The following is a 16021-nucleotide window of genomic DNA, read 5'->3' on the forward strand; positions in this document are numbered from 1 at the left end:
GATGGCCAACGGCAGGGGTAGGTTACGCGAGCGCGTCGCCGAGACAAGGCATCGGCGGCATGCGTAAGCGATCGCTGACAAGGGCTATGGGCAAACGCTGACGCCTGCCGCCGCCAGGGCCGGGGCCCTGGCGGCGATAACGGTGCCCGCCGGCGCGAGCATTGGTGTGGGCACCGTCGCTGACGCGAGGCCTCAGGCCTCGATGGGCGCGCGCCAGTCGTCGGAACCGGAGGTGCCGGCGACGGTGTGCTCCCAGTCGATCTTGCGGTAGGCCAGGGAGACATCCATCAGCTGGGTGAACTCGGACTTGTTGATGTCCTGGGCATGGGGCATGCGCAGGTTGATGTCGACGATGGTGGCGTCGGTCAGGGTGGTGGTGAAGAAGTGCTCCTGCTTGCCCTCCACGGAGGTGCGGTACCACTTCAGCTCGACGTTGGGCAGCATCTCGCCGGAGGCCAGGGCGTTGTACATCAGCGGCACGGCCTTGTTCAGGGCCACGGTGAAGATGAACGGCTTGTGGGCACGCTGACCGGAGGGCTGACCGGACTGCGGGTCGGTGGGGACGGTGACGATGTGCTTGAACTCCTGCACCAGCATCTGGTCCTCGTGGCCCTCGACGTAGATGTTGCCGACGGATTCGGGGGTGAAGGCACCGGCGGTGATGTTGCCCTGGGTCTGGCCTTCGATGCTGATATAGCACGGGGTAGGCATGAGTCTGCTCCTTGACGGTGGATCATGGTGTCCGGTGGACGCATATCAACGGGCAGAGCCCATTCCACGCTTTTCATAATCTTTATTTTTCAGGTGATTACGATAAAACATCACCTGCAAGACCAAGCACAATTAGGCAAAATCTTGCCCGACGCGAGTAAGAAATTGCCCAAGGGGCCAAAAGTTGCGTACTTTACCTTGGCTGTAAGGCAAATCATCTCCGATTGCAGGAAATTGCCAAGCCTCTCTCGACAAGCCGAAAGCTGTTCAAAAGGCGGCCACCCCATGCGCTTCCTCATCTTTCTCCCGAGGGTGGGATAGTTCTCGCCCAGCCCTCCAGGGCGCGGCCCAGGCGCAATAGGCCGTAGACCGCGAAGGGCACCAGCAGCATCAGCGCCACCCCCCAGTCGCGGGTGTTGATCAGCCAGACCAGCGGCAGCACCACCGCCGTGGCGGCGATCAGCCAGGCCGCCACGGCCAGGGCGAGTCGAGCATTCGGTGCCATGGCGAGCCTCCTCAGGTGGCAATGATCTGGCGGTAGATCCCCGGCAACGCCAGGGAGAGATGCTCGGGGCGCTGCACGATGGCATAGCCGCCGCGGCCGAACAGGTGCGGGATATAGCGGCCCGCCTCGCGGTCGATGGTCACGCCGAAGACCCGCACCTCCTGGCGGCGCGCCTCGAGCACCGCCTTGCGGGTGTCCTCGATCCCGTAGCGTCCCTCGTAGTAGTCGTTGTCGTTGGGCTTGCCGTCGGTGAGCAGCAGCAGCAGCCGATGCCGGCTGGGCCGCTCGGCGAGTGCCGCGGTCAGATGGCGGATGGCCGCTCCCATGCGGGTGTAGGAGCCCGGCTTGAGCGCGGCGATGCGCCGCGACACCCGCTCGCCCATGGGTTCGTCGAAGTCCTTCAGGGTCTTGACCCAGACCCGATGGCGACGCTGGGAGGTGAAGCTGTGGATGGCGTAGTCGTCGCCGCAGCCGGCCAGCCCGTGGCCCAGCACCAGCAGCGCCTCCTTGGCCACGTCCAGCACCCGGCGATCCGCCAGCCAGGCCTCGGTGGACAGCGACACGTCCACCAGGATCGACACCGCCAGGTCGCGGGCCTGGGTGCGGCTATCGAGGTAGAGGCGGTCGCTGGCCTCGCCGGTGGCGGCCAGGTCGCAGCGCGAGCGGATCACCGCGTCCATGTCCAGCTCGCTGCCATCGAGCTGACCGCGCAGGAGTTCACGGCGCGGACGCAGCGCCTCGAACTCGCGGCGCACCCGGCGGATGCGTCGACGTGTCACCTCGTCGGGCGTCCAGTCCTCGCCCTCCTCGCTCTGCAGGTCGCAGTGCACCACGCAGTGGTCGGGCAGGTAGGCCTGCTTGCGGTGGTTCCACTCCGGATAGGTATGGCGCCCCTTCAGCCGGCCGCCGGCGACCTCGTCCGGCGCCAGGTCGAGATCGAGCTTGAGCCTCGAGCTGGCGCGCTGGCGGTCGGGACTGAGGACGATCTCGTCGATCTGGTCGGCGGCCTGGCGGGCCGCGTCCTCCTCCTCGTCCTCCACGTGGCGGTTGAGGTTCACCATCTCGGCCCAGGAGAGCATCTTCTCGGAGGCGTTGAGGATCAGCGGGTCGTCGCGGTCGGCCTGGTCCTGCTCGCGGCGGTCGGCCTTGCGCTTGCCGTGGTCGTCCTCCCGGGCATCGCCTCCGGCGAGTGGAGTCTCGTCGTCATCGGCACGCACGCCCGCCCCGTCCTCCCGGGTGCCCAATGTCACGGCCTGGCCCCATAGCGGCACGGGCAGCGTCGGCCGGTAGCCGCGCGGCGCACGGAAGTCGTCCAGGGGGAAAGTGTCGTCGCGAATGGCCCGCTGCATGGCCCGGGCCCATTGCCCCTCGGGGTCCGGGGCGCCCAGCTCCGCGCACAGGGCGGCTTCCAGCTCCGCCTCACGGGGCGGCAGCCGCCGGCGCCGGGGGCGGATCGCCAGCAGCTCGCCGCACAGGCGGACATAGCGATCCGTCAGCCCCGGGAAGCGCGCCAGCGCCGCCCGCGCGGCACGCCGCGCCTCGCGCAGGCGCAACAGGTCGGCCTGCAGCGGGTCGGCGGCCGGCTCGACCGGCCGAGCCTCGGCCAGGAAGGCCGTGAGCCACAGGTAGAGGTCGCGGTTGAGCGCGGTCTCGGGAAACAGCGCGATGCCTGGCGGCAGCAGCAGGTGTTCCTCGTCGCGCCGGGCCTGGTCGAGGGCCTCCTCGTCGAGGCCCAGGCGCTGGCGCAGGCTCAGCCGGTGGGACGAGGCGCGGGCGGCGATGGCGGCCACCTCGACGCCGGCCTCGCCGCCGCCGGCGCGGAAGAAGACCCCGAGCATGGGACGCAGGCTCTCTAGGGTCACTGCCGCCTCGGGGTGGTCGGGGTAGCTGGCCGCCCCGGAGGCCCAGCGGTGCCAGTGCCGGCCGACGAACTCCTCGACCTCGAGGAAATCGAGCATCTTACCCTCCGGGAAGCGCTGAAGTTGGCGTTTATTTCACCACCTTAGGTGGTGGGGCTTTTCCGGGGGCAGGCCTTAGCGAAGGCGCTGTGAACCCGTCCCTGGGCGCTACTTTTGCCATCCATGGCAAAAGACCTTCGCTGCGACCTGCCCCCGGCGCCCCGGCTCGGCTTGGCATTCACCCAAAAGTGGCGCGAATGGCTTCCATCAGCCCCTGCTGGACATCCGCGTCGTCGGAGAGCGGCTCCACCAGGGTGGCCCGGGCCGCCTCGAGGATCGGCATGCCGCCCTGGATCAGGGTCGCGCAGTAGACCAGCAAGCGGGTGGACACGCCCTCCTCCAGGTCCTGGCCCTTCATGGCGCGCAGGCTCGCGGCCAGGTTGACCAGGGCCGCGCAGCGCTCGGCGGGCAAGCCGCTCTCCCGGGCGACGATGTCGCGCTCCACCCCGGGGAGCGGGAAATCGAAGGACATCGCCACGAAACGCTGGCGGGTGCTGGGCTTGAGCGACTTGAGGATGTGCTGGTAGCCGGGGTTGTAGGAAACCACCAGCATGAAGTCGTCCGGCGCCTCGAGCAGCTCGCCGGTGCGCTCCAGCGGCAGCAGGCGACGGTCGTCGGTCAGCGGGTGCAGCACCACGCTGACGTCCTTGCGGGCCTCGACCACCTCGTCGAGGTAGCAGATGCCGCCCTCGCGCACCGCGCGGGTCAGGGGGCCGTCGACCCAGCGGGTCTCGCCGCCCTGCAGCAGGTAGCGGCCGGTGAGGTCGGCGGCGGTCAGGTCGTCGTGGCAGGCCACCGTATACAGCGGCTTGCCGAGCCTCGCCGCCATGTGGCTGACGAAGCGGGTCTTGCCGCAGCCGGTCGGCCCCTTGAGCAGCAGCGGCAGGCGCTGGCGAAAGGCCTGCTCGAACATCGTGCACTCGTTGCCGACGCTCTGGTAGAAAGGCGGTGCCTGCTCACGAGTGGTGGAAGCCAGGGGGGAAACAGCCATGCGTTCACTCCCGAATCGATGAACCGAGGGACGGCCCCGCGGGGCCGTCCACCATCAGAGGCGCTCGGCGCCCGCGGTCAGCTGGGTGCCACCCGCCGGCACCTGCTCGCGGGTCGGGCCGAAGAAGGCGTAGAGCAGCATCAATGCTCCCACGGCCACCGCCACGCCGGCGCCCAGGCGCATGACGTAGAACAGGCCGAGCTGGCTCTGCACCTCCATGAAGTTCATGCCCAGCACCCGCTGCAGGTGCGTCTGAACCACCCCGGCGAAGGTCAGGGTGAAGGTCATGAAGCACATCGCCGAGGTCATGATCCAGAAGCCCCACATGTTCAGCACCTGGTTGTACGGCTGCACGCGGCGCAGCTGCGGCATGGCGAAGCTGATGATGCCGAGCATCAGCATCACGTAGGCACCGTAGAAGGCCAGGTGGCCGTGGGCCGCGGTGACCTGGGTGCCGTGGCTGTAGTAGTTGATGAACGACAGGGTGTGCATGAAGCCCCACACGCCGGCACCGAAGAAGGCGATGGTCGGACAGCCCAGCGCCCACAGCATGGCGGCCTTGTTGGGGTGGTTGCGCGTGCCCTTCCAGAACATGGTGAAGGCGAACACCACCATGGCGAAGAAGGGGATCACCTCCAGGGTGGAGAAGATGCTGCCGATGGGCTGCCAGTAGCTCGGTGCGCCGATCCAGTAGTAGTGGTGGCCGGTGCCCAGCAGGCCGGAGAACAGCGACAGGCCGACGATGACGTAGAGCCACTTCTCGATCACCTCGCGGTCGACGCCGGTCATCTTGATCAGCAGGTAGCCGAGCAGCGAGGCCATGATCAGCTCCCAGACGCCCTCGACCCAGAGGTGCACGACCCACCACCAGTAGAGCTTGTCCACGGCCAGGTTGGTCGGGTTGTAGAAGGCGAACAGCCAGAACACCGCGGCCAGCCACAGGCCCAGCATCAGCACCAGGTTGATGGCGGTCTTGCGGCCCTTGGCAAGGGTCATGCTGGTGTTGAAGAGGAACATCAAGAAGGAGATGGTGATCAGCACCTTGACCCAGAACGGCTGCTCGAGGAACTCGCGGCCCTCGTGGATCCCGAACTGGTAGCCGACCAGCGCCGCGGCCCCGGCGAAGGCGAAGATGGCCAGCTGCAGGTAGGCCACTCCGGGGCTGTGGATCTCCCGCTCGGCCTCTTCCGGCATCAGGTAGTAGGTGCTGCCCATGAAGCCGATCAGCAGCCAGACGATCAGCAGGTTGGTATGGCTGACGCGCATGATGTTGAAGGGCATCAGCTCGGCCATGAAGGTCGGCCAGGCATAGACGGTGGCGGCCAGCAGGCCGAAGACGATCTGCAACGTGAACAGCGCCATGGCCACCATGAAGAAGGGCAGGGCCACCCTCTGGGTCTCGTATTTCATTGCTGTGGTTCTCCTCGGTTCATCCATCCGGGGCTACCGCGACTAGGTGCTTCTCTCACACCCAGACTGAAGAGATGAGCTTTCCCGGCGGCAAGCCTCCGCGAGGGCGCTGTGAACCCTTCCGTGGGCGCTACTTTTGCCATCCATGGCAAAAGACCCTCGCTTCGCCTTGCCCCCGGCGCTCACCATCGCCGGGCGTGTGTGAAGGTACCTTAGCCAGACGGATGCGGTGGCCAGTCCTGAGCGTCGATGCCGTCGGTCCACTCCAGGAAGTCGACCAGGGCATTGAGCTCCTTGTCGCTGAGGTCGAACTGCGGCATCTGGCGTCGACCCGGCGCGCCCAGCGGCTGGGCGTTCATCCAGGCGATGAGGCCGGCGCGGGCCGCCTCGGGATTCTCCCGGCCGCCGTAGCGCGTCCAGACGTTGCCCAGCTCCGGGGCGAAGTAGGCGCCCTCGCCCATGATGCTGTGGCAGTTGATGCACATGTTCTCCTCCCACACCTCCTTGCCGTGGGCCACCGACTCGGTGAGCCCGGCACTGTCGGTGGAATCGGTGACCATGTACCAGTGGCTGTGCGCCGTCAGCGCGGCGAACAGCAGAAAGAAGAACAGCGACCCGCCATAGAAGATGTTGCGGGCCGCCGACTTGGTGAGACCTTCGGCCATGGACTTCCCCCCTTGCTCGCAGGGCGCCGCCGGAAGGCCGCGCCACTAAACATGTATTTAAAATACATGTTAATGCTAGCGTTCTGGCCAGGGGAGAACCATGACATCGATCAAGAAGGCGGCATTCGAGGGGAACAGGCGGGCGGCGAGGCCGCCCGAGCGGGATCGCGAGGATCAGTCGCCTTCGGTGAAGTCCTCGATCCAGGTCAGCGCCGCCGCGCTGGCGGGCAGGCCCAGGGTGGGGATGGCCAGCATGGCCACCTGTTTCAGGGCCTCGGGGGACTCGCCCTCGGCCAGGGCGCGACGCACGTGGGAGTGCACGGCGCCCTCGGAGCCCGAGCCCACCGCCAGGGCGAGCTTGACCAGGCGGCGGGTGCGGGCATCCAGGGGGCCGGTCTCGGCGCAGGCCTTGCCCAGCGCCGTGAAGGCCTTCCAGACCTCGGGATGCTGGTCGGCCACCTGGCGGGCGCCGGAGGGAAGCGACTGTTTCGCCATGAGGGCATCCTTCTGACGGTGAGTGACGCCACTCAGTATAGGAAGCGCCGACTCAGGCCAGCCAGGACAATGGACTGTGCCGGACCGCCGCCCCCACCATGAAGGCGAACACGACCAGGGCGGCCAGCGCCGCCACGCCGCGCACCGCCGGCGTCCGGCCGCGCTTGATGGCCAGGGTGCCGAGGCCGATATAGGCGATCAGGGCGAGCAGCTTGGCGGCCAGCCAGGGCTGCTGATGGGGCCACAACGAGAGGGCCACCATCAGCCAGCCCCCGAGCCCCAGCAGCAGGGTATCGACCAGGTGGGGCAGCACCCTCACCCAGCGCCGGGCGAGGTTCGGCGAGGCCCGCACCGACCACCAGGCCCGCACCAGGAAGAGGCCGAGACTCAGGGCGGCGGCGCTCATGTGCAGGTGCTTGATCAAGGCATAGTGTTCCATAGGGATCAGCCGTCCTTGCCATCCAGGCGGGCGGTGCTCAGCGGCAGCGCGTAGTGGAGCAGGAAGATCGCGTAGGCCAGGCACCAGAAGATGATGCCCAGATTGTAGGTCCAGTGGCTGATGCCGGGAAACAGCGCCAGCACCGGCGAGCGCAGGACGGCGGCGGCGATCAGCAGCGCCAGGGCCACGCCGATGCCCGGCAGGCTCTCGATGGCGCGACCGGTATGGCCCAGGGAGACCCGCGCCATCATCGCCAGCATCATGGTGCCCATGCCGCCGATGGTCAGGGCATGCACGGCCAGCTCGACGCGGAAGGCGCCCAGCGCCGCCAGGGCCCACATGGCCAGTCCCAGGCAGAGGAAGGCGTAGCTGGCATGCAGGCCCCAGAGCAGCGGCTCGCGCAGGGTGTGGAGCCCGTCCCAACGGGCCAGGCGCAGGGTATTGGCCAGCGCCGCCAGCCCCGTCAGGCCGGCGAGCCCTGCCCCGGGCAGGCTCAGGCCCAGCACGGCGGCCAGCTGGGCCAGCACCAGCGCCGCCATGCTGCCCAGGGTCAGCCGCTCCAGCCAGGGCAGCGGCGCCGGCTTGGCGCGACCCAGGCGGTTGGCGGTGAACATCGGGATCACTCGCCCACCGATCACCACCATCAGGGCGGTGATCAGCAGCACCGCCAGGTAGGCCCCCTGACGGATCAGCACGGCATCCCCCTGCAGGACTCCGAGATGCATCGCCAGGTTGGCCAGGACCAGCAAGCCGAGGGCGGGCAGGAAGACCAGGTTGCGCCAGCGCCGGGCGGCGATCACCAGCCGGGCCATGACGGCGGCCACCACCACCAGGAAGGCCAGGTCCACCAGTGCCGGCAGCAGCGGCGGCAACCCCAGGGGCATGGCCAGCAGCACCCGTCCGGCCAGCCACAGTGCCACCAGGCCCAGCAGCGGCCAGCCGCGCAGGCTCGGCAGGCCGGTCCAGTTCTGCACGGCGGTGAGCAAAAAGCCCGCCACCACGGCGGCGGCGAAGCCGAACAGCATCTCGTGCTGGTGCCACCACAGCAGCCCACCCTGGGGCCTGAGCAGCACGTCGCCGTGCCAGAAGGCCAGCCAGACCATCAGGGCGACCACCCCGAACAGCGAGGCCAGCAGGAAGAAGGGACGGAAGGCGAGGCGGGCCAGGGGCAGGCGCGCCGGCGAGAGAGAGGAGGCTGTCATGGCGAATCCCCGACCGGAACACTTGGATATCGCCATTGTGCGCCCGGCGGGGCCGGAAAGACCATGACATGCATCAATAATGCTTCTTTATGTCACCCCCCTTGCCGGGACCGGGGGCCGAGCACTCAGGCGATATCGTCCTCGCCGACCGGCGCGTCCCGCTCGTAGTGGAACTTCATGTAGACGATCCCCGGGGTCATCACCAGGCGCCAGGCCAGTTCCACGGTGTCGGTGAATGCCGGATCGAAGTCGCGCAGGGTCGCCACCATGGTCTCCAGCCAGAGGTCATAGAGGGACGGACGGATGTCGAGATGCCGACGGTTGTGGCTGATGGCCACCTTGTCCAGGTAGTAGTCGGCGTGGCTGGAGGCATAGAAGGTCAGCAGGTGATAGAAGGACTTCTTGAGCATGGCCTGCTGGCGATGCATGTCGGTGTGGCGAAACTTCTCCGCCACCTCCGGCGAGGCGGCGACGAAGCGCTCGTAGAAGGCCTCGAAGAAGCCCCTCCCGTCGACCTGGCGCTCCAGCACCCGGGCATAGCTCGCATCGAAGACCGTCTCGATATCCACCTTTCCTCCCAGGACCTTTCGGCACTCCTTCAAGCCTAGCTCGCCGGGTCCCGACGAGGGAGGGATCCGAAGGGGGGAGATGACTCTCTTGACCGAGATCAAGCGGCCGGCCCCCTGCGACATTCTTGACCAGGTTGCCGGGTAGCCAATGAGTCACTATAGATGTATTTTTGATACTTCTTTAACGACACCCCGTACGAAGGAATCCTCATGCTGACACCCGCCCAGGAACGCCTGATCGAGGCCACCGCCCCGGTCGTCGCCGAGCACCTCGATGCCATCACCCGCTGCTTCTACCCGCTGATGTTCGACCGCTACCCCGAGGTCAAGCCGCTGTTCAACCAGGCCCACCAGGCCAGCGGCGGCCAACCCCGGGCACTGGCCGGCGCGGTGCTGGCCTATGTCCAGCTGCGCCGCGATCCCGAGCGGGTACGAGAGACCCTGGCCACCGTGGTCAGCAAGCACGTCTCCCTGGATATCCGGCCCGAGCAGTATCCGATCGTCGGCGAGTGCCTGATGGCCGCCATCGGCGAGGTGCTGGGCGAGGCGGTGACGCCGGAGATCGCGGACGCCTGGGGCGCGCTCTACGAGGAACTGGCCGGGCTGCTGATCGAGCTCGAGGACCACCGCTACCGCGACTTCGAGCATCGCCCGGGCGGCTGGCGCGGCCCCCGCGAATTCCGCATCGCCGCAATGCGCCAGGAGAGCGCGGTGATCCGCTCCTTCGTGCTCATGCCCGCGGATGGCGGGGCGGTGGCCGACTTCGCCCCGGGCCAGTACATCGGCGTGCGCCTGGTTATCGACGGCGAGCCGGTCTACCGCCACTACAGCCTCTCGGCGGCGCCCAACGGCGAGAGCTACCGGATCTCGGTCAAGCGCGAGCCCGAGGGCACCGCCAGCCGGCATCTGCACGATGCCATGGCGGTGGGTGACAGCCTGACGCTGCTGCCGCCGGCCGGCGACCTGACCCTGGTGGAAGGCGAGGAGCCGCTGCTGCTGGCCAGCGGCGGTGTCGGCCAGACCCCCATGCTGCCCATGGCCCAGCAGGCGCTGGCCCAGGGACGACGGGTGATCTACCTGCATGCCGCCCTGGACGCCGAGCATCATGCCTTCGCCGAGGAAGTGGCGAGCCTCGAGGCCCGTCATGCCGGGCAGCTGCGGGTGGTGACGGTCCACGAACGGGGCGACGGCGCCGAACATATCGGGCGCATCGACCGCGACCTGCTGGCCCGCTACCTGCCCGACGGCGAGCCGCGCTGCTACTTCGTCGGCCCCCAGGGCTTCATGACCGCAGTCAACGGGGCCCTGGCCGAACTGGGCATCCCCGACGAACGTCGCCACTACGAGCACTTCGGGCCCTCGCAGCCTCTCGACGCCGCCTGAGCCTGTCGTTCCGGCCCGGACGCCTGCGTCCGGGCCGCCGACCTCACGGGAAGCTCACCCCCTCGCCTCGGCAGTCGAAGGCCAGGGTGGCGACCTTGCCGAAGGGACGGTCTCCTGGGCACCGGAAGCGGTGAGGGCGAGGGTTGATGAAGGTCAGGCTTCCTCATCGGAGAGCTCGGGCCAGCCGGGCAGGTGAAACTCCTCCTGGAGGTGACGCAGCTCCGGCTGGTGCCGCTCGGCGATGCACCGGGCCAGCTCGGCGCCACGAGGCAGCAGATGCACCTCGATCCGGCGACGATCCTCCCGCCCGGGGCGACGCTCGACCAGCGACAGCTGCTCACAGCGATCCACCAGCATCACGGTGCCGTGGTGCTTGGCCTGGAGACGCTCCGCCAGCTCACCCACCGAGGCCCATTCGCGCCCCTCGAACCCCATCAGGTGCAGCAACAGCTGGTACTGGAGCGGCGTCAGGCCATGCTCCCGACAGATGTCCTCGCTCTGCCTGAGAAAGCAGCGCAGCTGATAGCGGAAATGCGACAGCCGCTGGAAATCCTGCTTGGTCAGGGGGGGCACATCCGGCATGGCACTCTCCTGAAACACGATCGAAGCGGGCTTTTTCCCTTGACAGGAAGCCCATGAGTCCTAATTCTGGAAGAATAATATCATGACATGATATTTAAAGACCAACCTTCCCACCACGGACAGACGCGAGGCAGCACCATGAACCCCATCACCGTCATTCGACTGCCCTTCACCCGCCTGACGGGCTGGAGGGAACTCCAGCGACGCAAGCCTTCGATCGCCACCCTGGCCTGGTGTGTGGTGCTGCCCATGTCGCTGTTGCCGCCGCTGCTGCTCTACTATGCCGGTACCCATCATGGCGACGCCTTCGTGGCGGGGTTCGGCGACCGCCCGTGGCGCTTCATCACCACCATCCTCTTCCTGGCCGAATTGCTGACCTTCTTCGTCATGGGCTGGCTGATCCATGCCGTGGTCAACGGTCGCGAGATGTCGATCAGCTATCATGATGCCTATCTGCTGGCGGCCCTGGCACCGCTGCCGCTGTGGTCCTCCTCGCTGATGCTGCTGTTCCCCAGTCTGCTGCTCAACGCCCTGGCGGTGCTGGTGGCCCTGGGCATTTCCTGCAGCCTCGTCTACCACGGCCTGCAGGCCCTCTGTGATCGCCAGGATCACGACGTGGTCGCCATGTCGGCGAGCTATACGGTCATGGCCGCCGGGGTGCTGGCCTGGGGGATGCTGATGGCCATCGTCTGGGCCTACTGAGTGTCCATGACAGGGCGTACCGGATAGGCAGGGTCGCCATCACGTCCGCCGCGATGTCCCCGCAGTACGGGGCATCGTGGTGGATGTCAGCTACCGCGTGCCAGCAGCATCGCCTTGATCCGGCCGATGGCGCGCATCGGATTGAGCCCCTTGGGACACACCCAGGTGCAGTTGGCGATCTGCCGGCAGCGGAACACGCTGAAGGGATCGTCGAGGTCGGCCAGGCGCTCGTCGGTGGCGGTGTCGCGACTATCGACCAGGAAGCGGTAGGCCTGGATCAGGCCGGCCGGGCCGATGTATCTGTCCGGGTTCCACCACCAGGAAGGACAGGCCGAGCTGCAGCAGGCACACAGGATGCATTCATAGAGGCCATCGAGTCTCTCGCGCTCCGCCGGGCTCTGCCGACGCTCGATGGTCGCGGGGGGCTCGTCGTTGATCAGCCAGGGGCGGATCTTCTCGAACTGGCGCAGGAACAGCGTCTGGTCGACGACCAGGTCGCGGATCACCGGCATGCCGGGCAGCGGCCGCAGGATCAGGGTATCCGAACGGTCCAGCACCTCGGCTACCGGGGTGATGCAGGCCAGCCCGTTCTTGCCGTTGATGCTCATGCCGTCGGAGCCGCACACCCCCTCCCGACAGGAGCGCCGATAGGCCAGGGTCGGGTCCCGCTGCTTGAGGTGCTCGAGGACGTCGAGCACCATGGCCTGGCGGAAGCCTTCGCCCACCTCGAGCGTCTCGAGCCGGGGCGACGCATCCTCCTCGGGATGATAGCGATAGAGCCGTACCTTGATCATCGCCTATCCTCGCGTGACCGACTCGTTCAGTAGGCCAGATGCAGGCGCTGGCGCGCATTGATCCGCATGACGTAGCCGATCTTGATCAACGTCGGCCCGGCGATGATCAGCAGATGCGCCATCACCTGCAGCGACAGCGCCAGACGCGCGTAAGATGTGTTTTGTATGCAGCTTAAAGCTTAGACATCATGCCCCGGGCGTCAAGCCACCGCGCCAGGATGTCGCCCCCTGACCAAGCAAGGCACGAAGACGATTAATCTGGAGATCATCCCCGCCATCACAGGACGTCAGCATGCCACCAGCCGATCGACAGCGCCTGGGCCCCGCCACCCTGGCCGAGGCACTACGGGACCACCCGGCCATTGCCCGGGTGCTCTACCCCGGCCTGGCATCGCACCCCGACCACGCCCTGGCCCGTCGCCAGATGCACGGCTTTGGCGGCATGCTGACCCTTGAGCTGGCGGGCGGCCGCGACGCCGCCGCGCGAGTCGCCGATCGCCTGGCGCTGTTCGCCCTGGCGCCCAGCCTGGGCGGCGTCGAGAGTCTGGTCACCCAGCCCTGTACCACCTCCCATGTCGACCTGACACCCGAGGAGCGAGCCCGGCGCGGCATCACCGACGGCATGCTGCGCTTCTCGGTGGGCCTGGAGGAGGCCGACGACCTGCTGGCCGATCTGCGTCAGGCCCTGGATGCGACGGCCGCCTCGGCCTGCGCGAGGCGGCCGAGCGCGCGGGGCTGGCCCCCGAGGCCCTGGTCGCCAAGCTCGAGGCGCTGCCGGGTGGAGAGAGCGACGAGCGTGACTGGCAGTCGGCCAGCGACGAGGCGCTGATCGACCATATCCTGACCCGCTACCACGATCTCCACCGCCAGCAGCTGCCGGAGCTGGTGCGCATGGCGCGCCGGGTGGAGCAGGTCCACGGCGAGCGTGACACCTGCCCCAACGGCCTGGCCGACCTTCTCACCGCGATCCACCAGGAGATGGAGAGCCACATGCAGAAGGAGGAACAGATCCTCTTCCCGATGCTGCGCCGGGGCCTGGGGGCCCAGGCCCGGGGCCCCATCACGGTGAGGCGTCACGAGCATGACGACCACGGCGAGCATCTCGAGCGGCTGGCGGCGCTGACCGACGACATCACCCCGCCGAAGGGCGCCTGCACCACCTGGCGCGCCCTCTACACCGGGCTGCGCGAGTTCCGCGACGATCTGATGCAGCACATCCATCTGGAGAACAACCTGCTGTTCGAACGTGCCGGGTGACATGCCCGCCCACCAGGAACGCGCCGCCCGTGAATCGGCGGCGCATCAAGGAGGCCATCATGAAAGCCATCCTGTTCGAGCGCCTGCACGGCGACCACCGCCGCTATGCGGCCCTGCTGTGCATCCTCGATCGGCAGCTGCATATCGCCGCCGGCGAGGAGCTTCCCGACTACCACCTGCTGGCGGGCCTCTTCCGCTACCTGACGCATCAGCCCGAGACCTGGCACCGCCGGGTGGAGGGGCGGCTGTTCGAACGTCTCGCCGAACGCGCCCCCGAACACCGCGAGCTGCTCGCGGTGCTCACCGAGGAACACCGCCGCATCGCGCGCTACGGCCGTGAGCTGGAGGACAGGATGTGGCGCGCCACCCCGGAGGAGGCGCTGGACCTCAACGTCCTCAACCTGGCCCGCGCCTTCAGCGAACTCTACCACCACCACCTCCACGCCGAGGACCATCGGGTCCTGCCGCGGCTCGAGGCCCACTTCCCGGCCCGCGAGCTCGACGCCATGGACTTCGGCGTCTCGCTGGAGAGCCCGCCCGAGAGCGCTCCCGACTTCCAGAGACTCTACCGACGGATCGCCACCGATCGCACCGGGCTCAGGCTCGGCCATGACGAGCAGGCCGACTACTGCCCGCTGTGCGCTGCCGGCCGGGCGTCACATGCCGATGCCCAGCATCCCTGAACGCTGAGGAGACCCCATCTGTCGACGTCGTCGCGCTGATCCGCCCCGCTCGGCGACGCTTCCCGCGGGGCGCACGGGGCGCGTGGCCTGGCCACGGCCTACTGGAAGCTCACCACCTCGCCCCGGCGGTCGAAGGCCAGGAAGCGGTCGATATTGCCCATCTTCAGCGACTCCACCATGCGCTGCAGGTGGGGCTCGACCTCCGCCTGGTGGCTCGGGTCATCCAGGGCCGCGACGAAGGCGATATCCCAGTCGATGCCCGTCTCCGCGGCTTCCGCCACCAGCGCCGCCATGTCACCGAGTTCGCCGGGCGTCTTGTCGACGCACAGCACCGGCGTCAGCACCCCGCCCTCGCCCCGCTCGAAGCGCGCCCGTTGCGCCTCGCTCGGCTGGTCCGGCAGTTCGGCGCGGGTCAGCACGAGCAGCAGGCGCTGCGGCTCGGGCTGGCGGCGGGCCTCCTCGAGCAGGTCGGTGAAGTGCGAGATGGCCATGGGGCCTCCTTGAGTGCGAACGGAAGAGGATGCCGGCAGGGTAGCCGGCCGGGGCCGCTTGCGGAAAGCCTGCACTCGAGCACGCCCGCCGAGGAGCCGAGCAACCCGGGCCCGCCATGACCCGGGTCAAAGGCCGGGCGTCGATGGGCGACTAGCATGGTCGGGTATTCACCACCCGGAGACCGCCATGGAGCTCGTCTGCCCTGCCGGCAACCTGCCCGCCCTCAAGCGTGCCGTGGACGAGGGGGCCGACGCCGTCTACTTCGGCTTCCAGAATGCCACCAACGCGCGGCAGTTCGCCGGCCTCAACTTCTCCGACCGGCGCGCCCGGGAGGGCATCGCCTATGCCCGGGCCCGCGGCAAGCGGGTGTTCTGCGCCATCAACACCTATCCGCAGCCCGACGGCTGGGCCCAGTGGGCCCGCGCCGTGGACCAGGCCGCCGAGCTGGGCGTCGATGCGCTGATCCTGGCCGACATGGGCCTGCTGGAGTACGCCGCGACCCGCCACCCGGACCTGCCCCGGCATCTCTCGGTGCAGGGCTCGGCCACCAGTCACGCGGCGCTGCGCTTCTACCACGATCACTTCGGCATCAAGCGCGCCGTGCTGCCGCGGGTGCTGTCGATCACCCAGGTCCGCGACCTGGCCAAGCAGAGCCCGGTGGAGCTGGAGGTCTTCGCCTTCGGCAGCCTGTGCATCATGGCCGAGGGACGCTGCTACCTGTCCTCCTACCTCACCGGCGAGTCCCCCAACACCCGCGGCGTCTGCTCCCCGGCCGGGCACGTGCGCTGGGAGGAGACCCCGACGGGCCTGGAGTCGCGCCTCGGCGGCGTACTGATCGACCGCTACGCCGAGGGCGAGCGCGCCGGCTACCCCACCCTGTGCAAGGGGCGCTTCGCGGTGGACGGCGAGACCTACCACGCCATCGAGGAACCCACCAGCCTCAATACCCTGGAACTGCTGCCGGAGCTCGCCGAGCTCGGCATCAGCGCGGTGAAGATCGAGGGCCGCCAGCGCAGCCCGGCCTATGTCTCGAAGGTGGCCGGCATCTGGCGTCAGGCCCTGGATCGCCTCGACCGGGACCCGGCGCGCTTCCATGCCGATCCTGCCTGGCTGGCCGGCCTCGGCACCCTGTCCGAGGGGACCACCACCACCCTGGGCGCCTACGAGCGGCGCTGGAAATAGG

Annotated in this window: 19 protein-coding genes; 6 read left to right on the top strand and 13 right to left on the bottom strand. The window is 68.1% G+C overall.

Annotation, left to right across the window (positions count from 1 at the left end):
- Positions 1-192 precede the first annotated feature (192 nt).
- From OCT48_RS18840 to OCT48_RS18885, 10 genes are all read right to left on the bottom strand, one after another.
- Positions 193-711, bottom strand: a complete 519-nt coding sequence (locus tag OCT48_RS18840) for an Hcp family type VI secretion system effector (protein WP_126483821.1) — start codon at positions 709-711, stop codon at positions 193-195.
- Positions 712-1006: 295 nt separating this feature from the next.
- Complete coding sequence (locus OCT48_RS18845) at positions 1007-1216, bottom strand: hypothetical protein (RefSeq protein ID WP_263590660.1); 210 nt, start codon at positions 1214-1216, stop codon at positions 1007-1009.
- 11 nt (positions 1217-1227) lie between these two features.
- A complete protein-coding gene (locus OCT48_RS18850) occupies positions 1228-3174 on the bottom strand; it encodes a nitric oxide reductase activation protein NorD (RefSeq protein ID WP_263590661.1) in 1947 nt (648 codons plus the stop codon).
- A gap of 178 nt (positions 3175-3352) precedes the next feature.
- A complete protein-coding gene (locus OCT48_RS18855) occupies positions 3353-4165 on the bottom strand; it encodes a CbbQ/NirQ/NorQ/GpvN family protein (protein WP_263590662.1) in 813 nt (270 codons plus the stop codon).
- A gap of 54 nt (positions 4166-4219) precedes the next feature.
- A complete protein-coding gene (locus OCT48_RS18860; RefSeq protein WP_263590663.1) occupies positions 4220-5575 on the bottom strand; it encodes a cbb3-type cytochrome c oxidase subunit I in 1356 nt (451 codons plus the stop codon).
- Between the two features lie 212 nt (positions 5576-5787).
- Positions 5788-6240, bottom strand: coding sequence for a c-type cytochrome (locus OCT48_RS18865; protein ID WP_263590664.1), 453 nt, complete (start codon positions 6238-6240; stop codon positions 5788-5790).
- Between the two features lie 174 nt (positions 6241-6414).
- Positions 6415-6735, bottom strand: a complete 321-nt coding sequence (locus tag OCT48_RS18870) for a carboxymuconolactone decarboxylase family protein (protein WP_263590665.1) — start codon at positions 6733-6735, stop codon at positions 6415-6417.
- A gap of 52 nt (positions 6736-6787) precedes the next feature.
- Positions 6788-7174, bottom strand: a complete 387-nt coding sequence (locus OCT48_RS18875; protein ID WP_263590666.1) for a SirB2 family protein — start codon at positions 7172-7174, stop codon at positions 6788-6790.
- A gap of 5 nt (positions 7175-7179) precedes the next feature.
- A complete protein-coding gene (locus OCT48_RS18880; protein WP_263590667.1) occupies positions 7180-8376 on the bottom strand; it encodes an NnrS family protein in 1197 nt (398 codons plus the stop codon).
- A gap of 125 nt (positions 8377-8501) precedes the next feature.
- A complete protein-coding gene (locus OCT48_RS18885) occupies positions 8502-8945 on the bottom strand; it encodes a globin (RefSeq protein WP_263590668.1) in 444 nt (147 codons plus the stop codon).
- 210 nt (positions 8946-9155) lie between these two features.
- Here OCT48_RS18885 and hmpA point away from each other — a divergent pair, with 210 nt between their 5' ends.
- The gene (gene hmpA, locus OCT48_RS18890; RefSeq protein WP_263590669.1) at positions 9156-10328 is read left to right on the top strand and encodes an NO-inducible flavohemoprotein; all 1173 of its coding nucleotides are present in this window, start codon (positions 9156-9158) and stop codon (positions 10326-10328) included.
- A gap of 153 nt (positions 10329-10481) precedes the next feature.
- On the opposite strand, the gene OCT48_RS18895 is transcribed toward hmpA, so the two are convergent.
- Entirely contained in the window at positions 10482-10910 is a 429-nt protein-coding gene (locus OCT48_RS18895; protein ID WP_263590670.1) for a MarR family winged helix-turn-helix transcriptional regulator, read from the bottom strand.
- 138 nt (positions 10911-11048) lie between these two features.
- On the opposite strand from OCT48_RS18895, the gene OCT48_RS18900 reads away from it, so the two are divergent.
- Positions 11049-11612, top strand: coding sequence for a YIP1 family protein (locus tag OCT48_RS18900; protein WP_263590671.1), 564 nt, complete (start codon positions 11049-11051; stop codon positions 11610-11612).
- Between the two features lie 86 nt (positions 11613-11698).
- On the opposite strand, the gene OCT48_RS18905 is transcribed toward OCT48_RS18900, so the two are convergent.
- Positions 11699-12406: a succinate dehydrogenase iron-sulfur subunit gene (locus OCT48_RS18905; RefSeq protein ID WP_263590672.1), complete on the bottom strand. Its 708-nt coding sequence runs from the start codon at positions 12404-12406 to the stop codon at positions 11699-11701.
- 292 nt (positions 12407-12698) lie between these two features.
- Here OCT48_RS18905 and OCT48_RS18910 point away from each other — a divergent pair, with 292 nt between their 5' ends.
- Genes OCT48_RS18910 through OCT48_RS18920 form a run of 3 tightly spaced genes read left to right on the top strand, consistent with a single transcriptional unit; the run spans position 12699 to position 14346 of the window.
- Positions 12699-13235 carry a PLP-dependent transferase gene (locus tag OCT48_RS18910; RefSeq protein ID WP_263590673.1) on the top strand — a complete coding sequence of 179 codons (537 nt, stop codon included), beginning with the start codon at positions 12699-12701 and terminating at the stop codon, positions 13233-13235.
- Positions 13157-13663 carry an iron-sulfur cluster repair protein YtfE gene (gene ytfE, locus OCT48_RS18915; protein ID WP_263592648.1) on the top strand — a complete coding sequence of 169 codons (507 nt, stop codon included), beginning with the start codon at positions 13157-13159 and terminating at the stop codon, positions 13661-13663. Before OCT48_RS18910 ends, ytfE begins: the two co-directional genes overlap by 79 nt.
- A gap of 59 nt (positions 13664-13722) precedes the next feature.
- Entirely contained in the window at positions 13723-14346 is a 624-nt protein-coding gene (locus OCT48_RS18920) for a hemerythrin domain-containing protein (protein ID WP_263590674.1), read from the top strand.
- Between the two features lie 98 nt (positions 14347-14444).
- On the opposite strand, the gene OCT48_RS18925 is transcribed toward OCT48_RS18920, so the two are convergent.
- Positions 14445-14837 (bottom strand): ribonucleotide reductase subunit alpha, encoded by a 393-nt coding sequence (locus tag OCT48_RS18925; RefSeq protein ID WP_263590675.1) that lies wholly within the window; start codon positions 14835-14837, stop codon positions 14445-14447.
- A gap of 187 nt (positions 14838-15024) precedes the next feature.
- Here OCT48_RS18925 and ubiU point away from each other — a divergent pair, with 187 nt between their 5' ends.
- Positions 15025-16020 (top strand): ubiquinone anaerobic biosynthesis protein UbiU, encoded by a 996-nt coding sequence (gene ubiU, locus OCT48_RS18930; RefSeq protein WP_263590676.1) that lies wholly within the window; start codon positions 15025-15027, stop codon positions 16018-16020.
- Position 16021 lies beyond the last annotated feature (1 nt).

This window comes from Halomonas sp. M4R1S46 (assembly GCF_025725685.1).
Lineage (GTDB): Bacteria > Pseudomonadota > Gammaproteobacteria > Pseudomonadales > Halomonadaceae > Halomonas.

Bases quoted from the DNA above. Each gene is read 5' to 3' on its own strand.
- OCT48_RS18875 (WP_263590666.1), bottom strand. From the start codon at position 7,174: ATGGAACACTATGCCTTGATCAAGCACCTGCACATGAGCGCCGCCGCC.
- OCT48_RS18900 (WP_263590671.1), top strand. From the start codon at position 11,049: ATGAACCCCATCACCGTCATTCGACTGCCCTTCACCCGCCTGACGGGC.
- OCT48_RS18905 (WP_263590672.1), bottom strand. From the start codon at position 12,406: ATGATCAAGGTACGGCTCTATCGCTATCATCCCGAGGAGGATGCGTCG.
- OCT48_RS18925 (WP_263590675.1), bottom strand. From the start codon at position 14,837: ATGGCCATCTCGCACTTCACCGACCTGCTCGAGGAGGCCCGCCGCCAG.
- OCT48_RS18895 (WP_263590670.1), bottom strand. From the start codon at position 10,910: ATGCCGGATGTGCCCCCCCTGACCAAGCAGGATTTCCAGCGGCTGTCG.
- OCT48_RS18845 (WP_263590660.1), bottom strand. From the start codon at position 1,216: ATGGCACCGAATGCTCGACTCGCCCTGGCCGTGGCGGCCTGGCTGATC.
- OCT48_RS18865 (WP_263590664.1), bottom strand. From the start codon at position 6,240: ATGGCCGAAGGTCTCACCAAGTCGGCGGCCCGCAACATCTTCTATGGC.
- OCT48_RS18910 (WP_263590673.1), top strand. From the start codon at position 12,699: ATGCCACCAGCCGATCGACAGCGCCTGGGCCCCGCCACCCTGGCCGAG.
- OCT48_RS18870 (WP_263590665.1), bottom strand. From the start codon at position 6,735: ATGGCGAAACAGTCGCTTCCCTCCGGCGCCCGCCAGGTGGCCGACCAG.
- OCT48_RS18840 (WP_126483821.1), bottom strand. From the start codon at position 711: ATGCCTACCCCGTGCTATATCAGCATCGAAGGCCAGACCCAGGGCAAC.
- OCT48_RS18920 (WP_263590674.1), top strand. From the start codon at position 13,723: ATGAAAGCCATCCTGTTCGAGCGCCTGCACGGCGACCACCGCCGCTAT.
- OCT48_RS18860 (WP_263590663.1), bottom strand. From the start codon at position 5,575: ATGAAATACGAGACCCAGAGGGTGGCCCTGCCCTTCTTCATGGTGGCC.
- OCT48_RS18880 (WP_263590667.1), bottom strand. From the start codon at position 8,376: ATGACAGCCTCCTCTCTCTCGCCGGCGCGCCTGCCCCTGGCCCGCCTC.
- ubiU (WP_263590676.1), top strand. From the start codon at position 15,025: ATGGAGCTCGTCTGCCCTGCCGGCAACCTGCCCGCCCTCAAGCGTGCC.
- hmpA (WP_263590669.1), top strand. From the start codon at position 9,156: ATGCTGACACCCGCCCAGGAACGCCTGATCGAGGCCACCGCCCCGGTC.
- OCT48_RS18850 (WP_263590661.1), bottom strand. From the start codon at position 3,174: ATGCTCGATTTCCTCGAGGTCGAGGAGTTCGTCGGCCGGCACTGGCAC.
- OCT48_RS18855 (WP_263590662.1), bottom strand. From the start codon at position 4,165: ATGGCTGTTTCCCCCCTGGCTTCCACCACTCGTGAGCAGGCACCGCCT.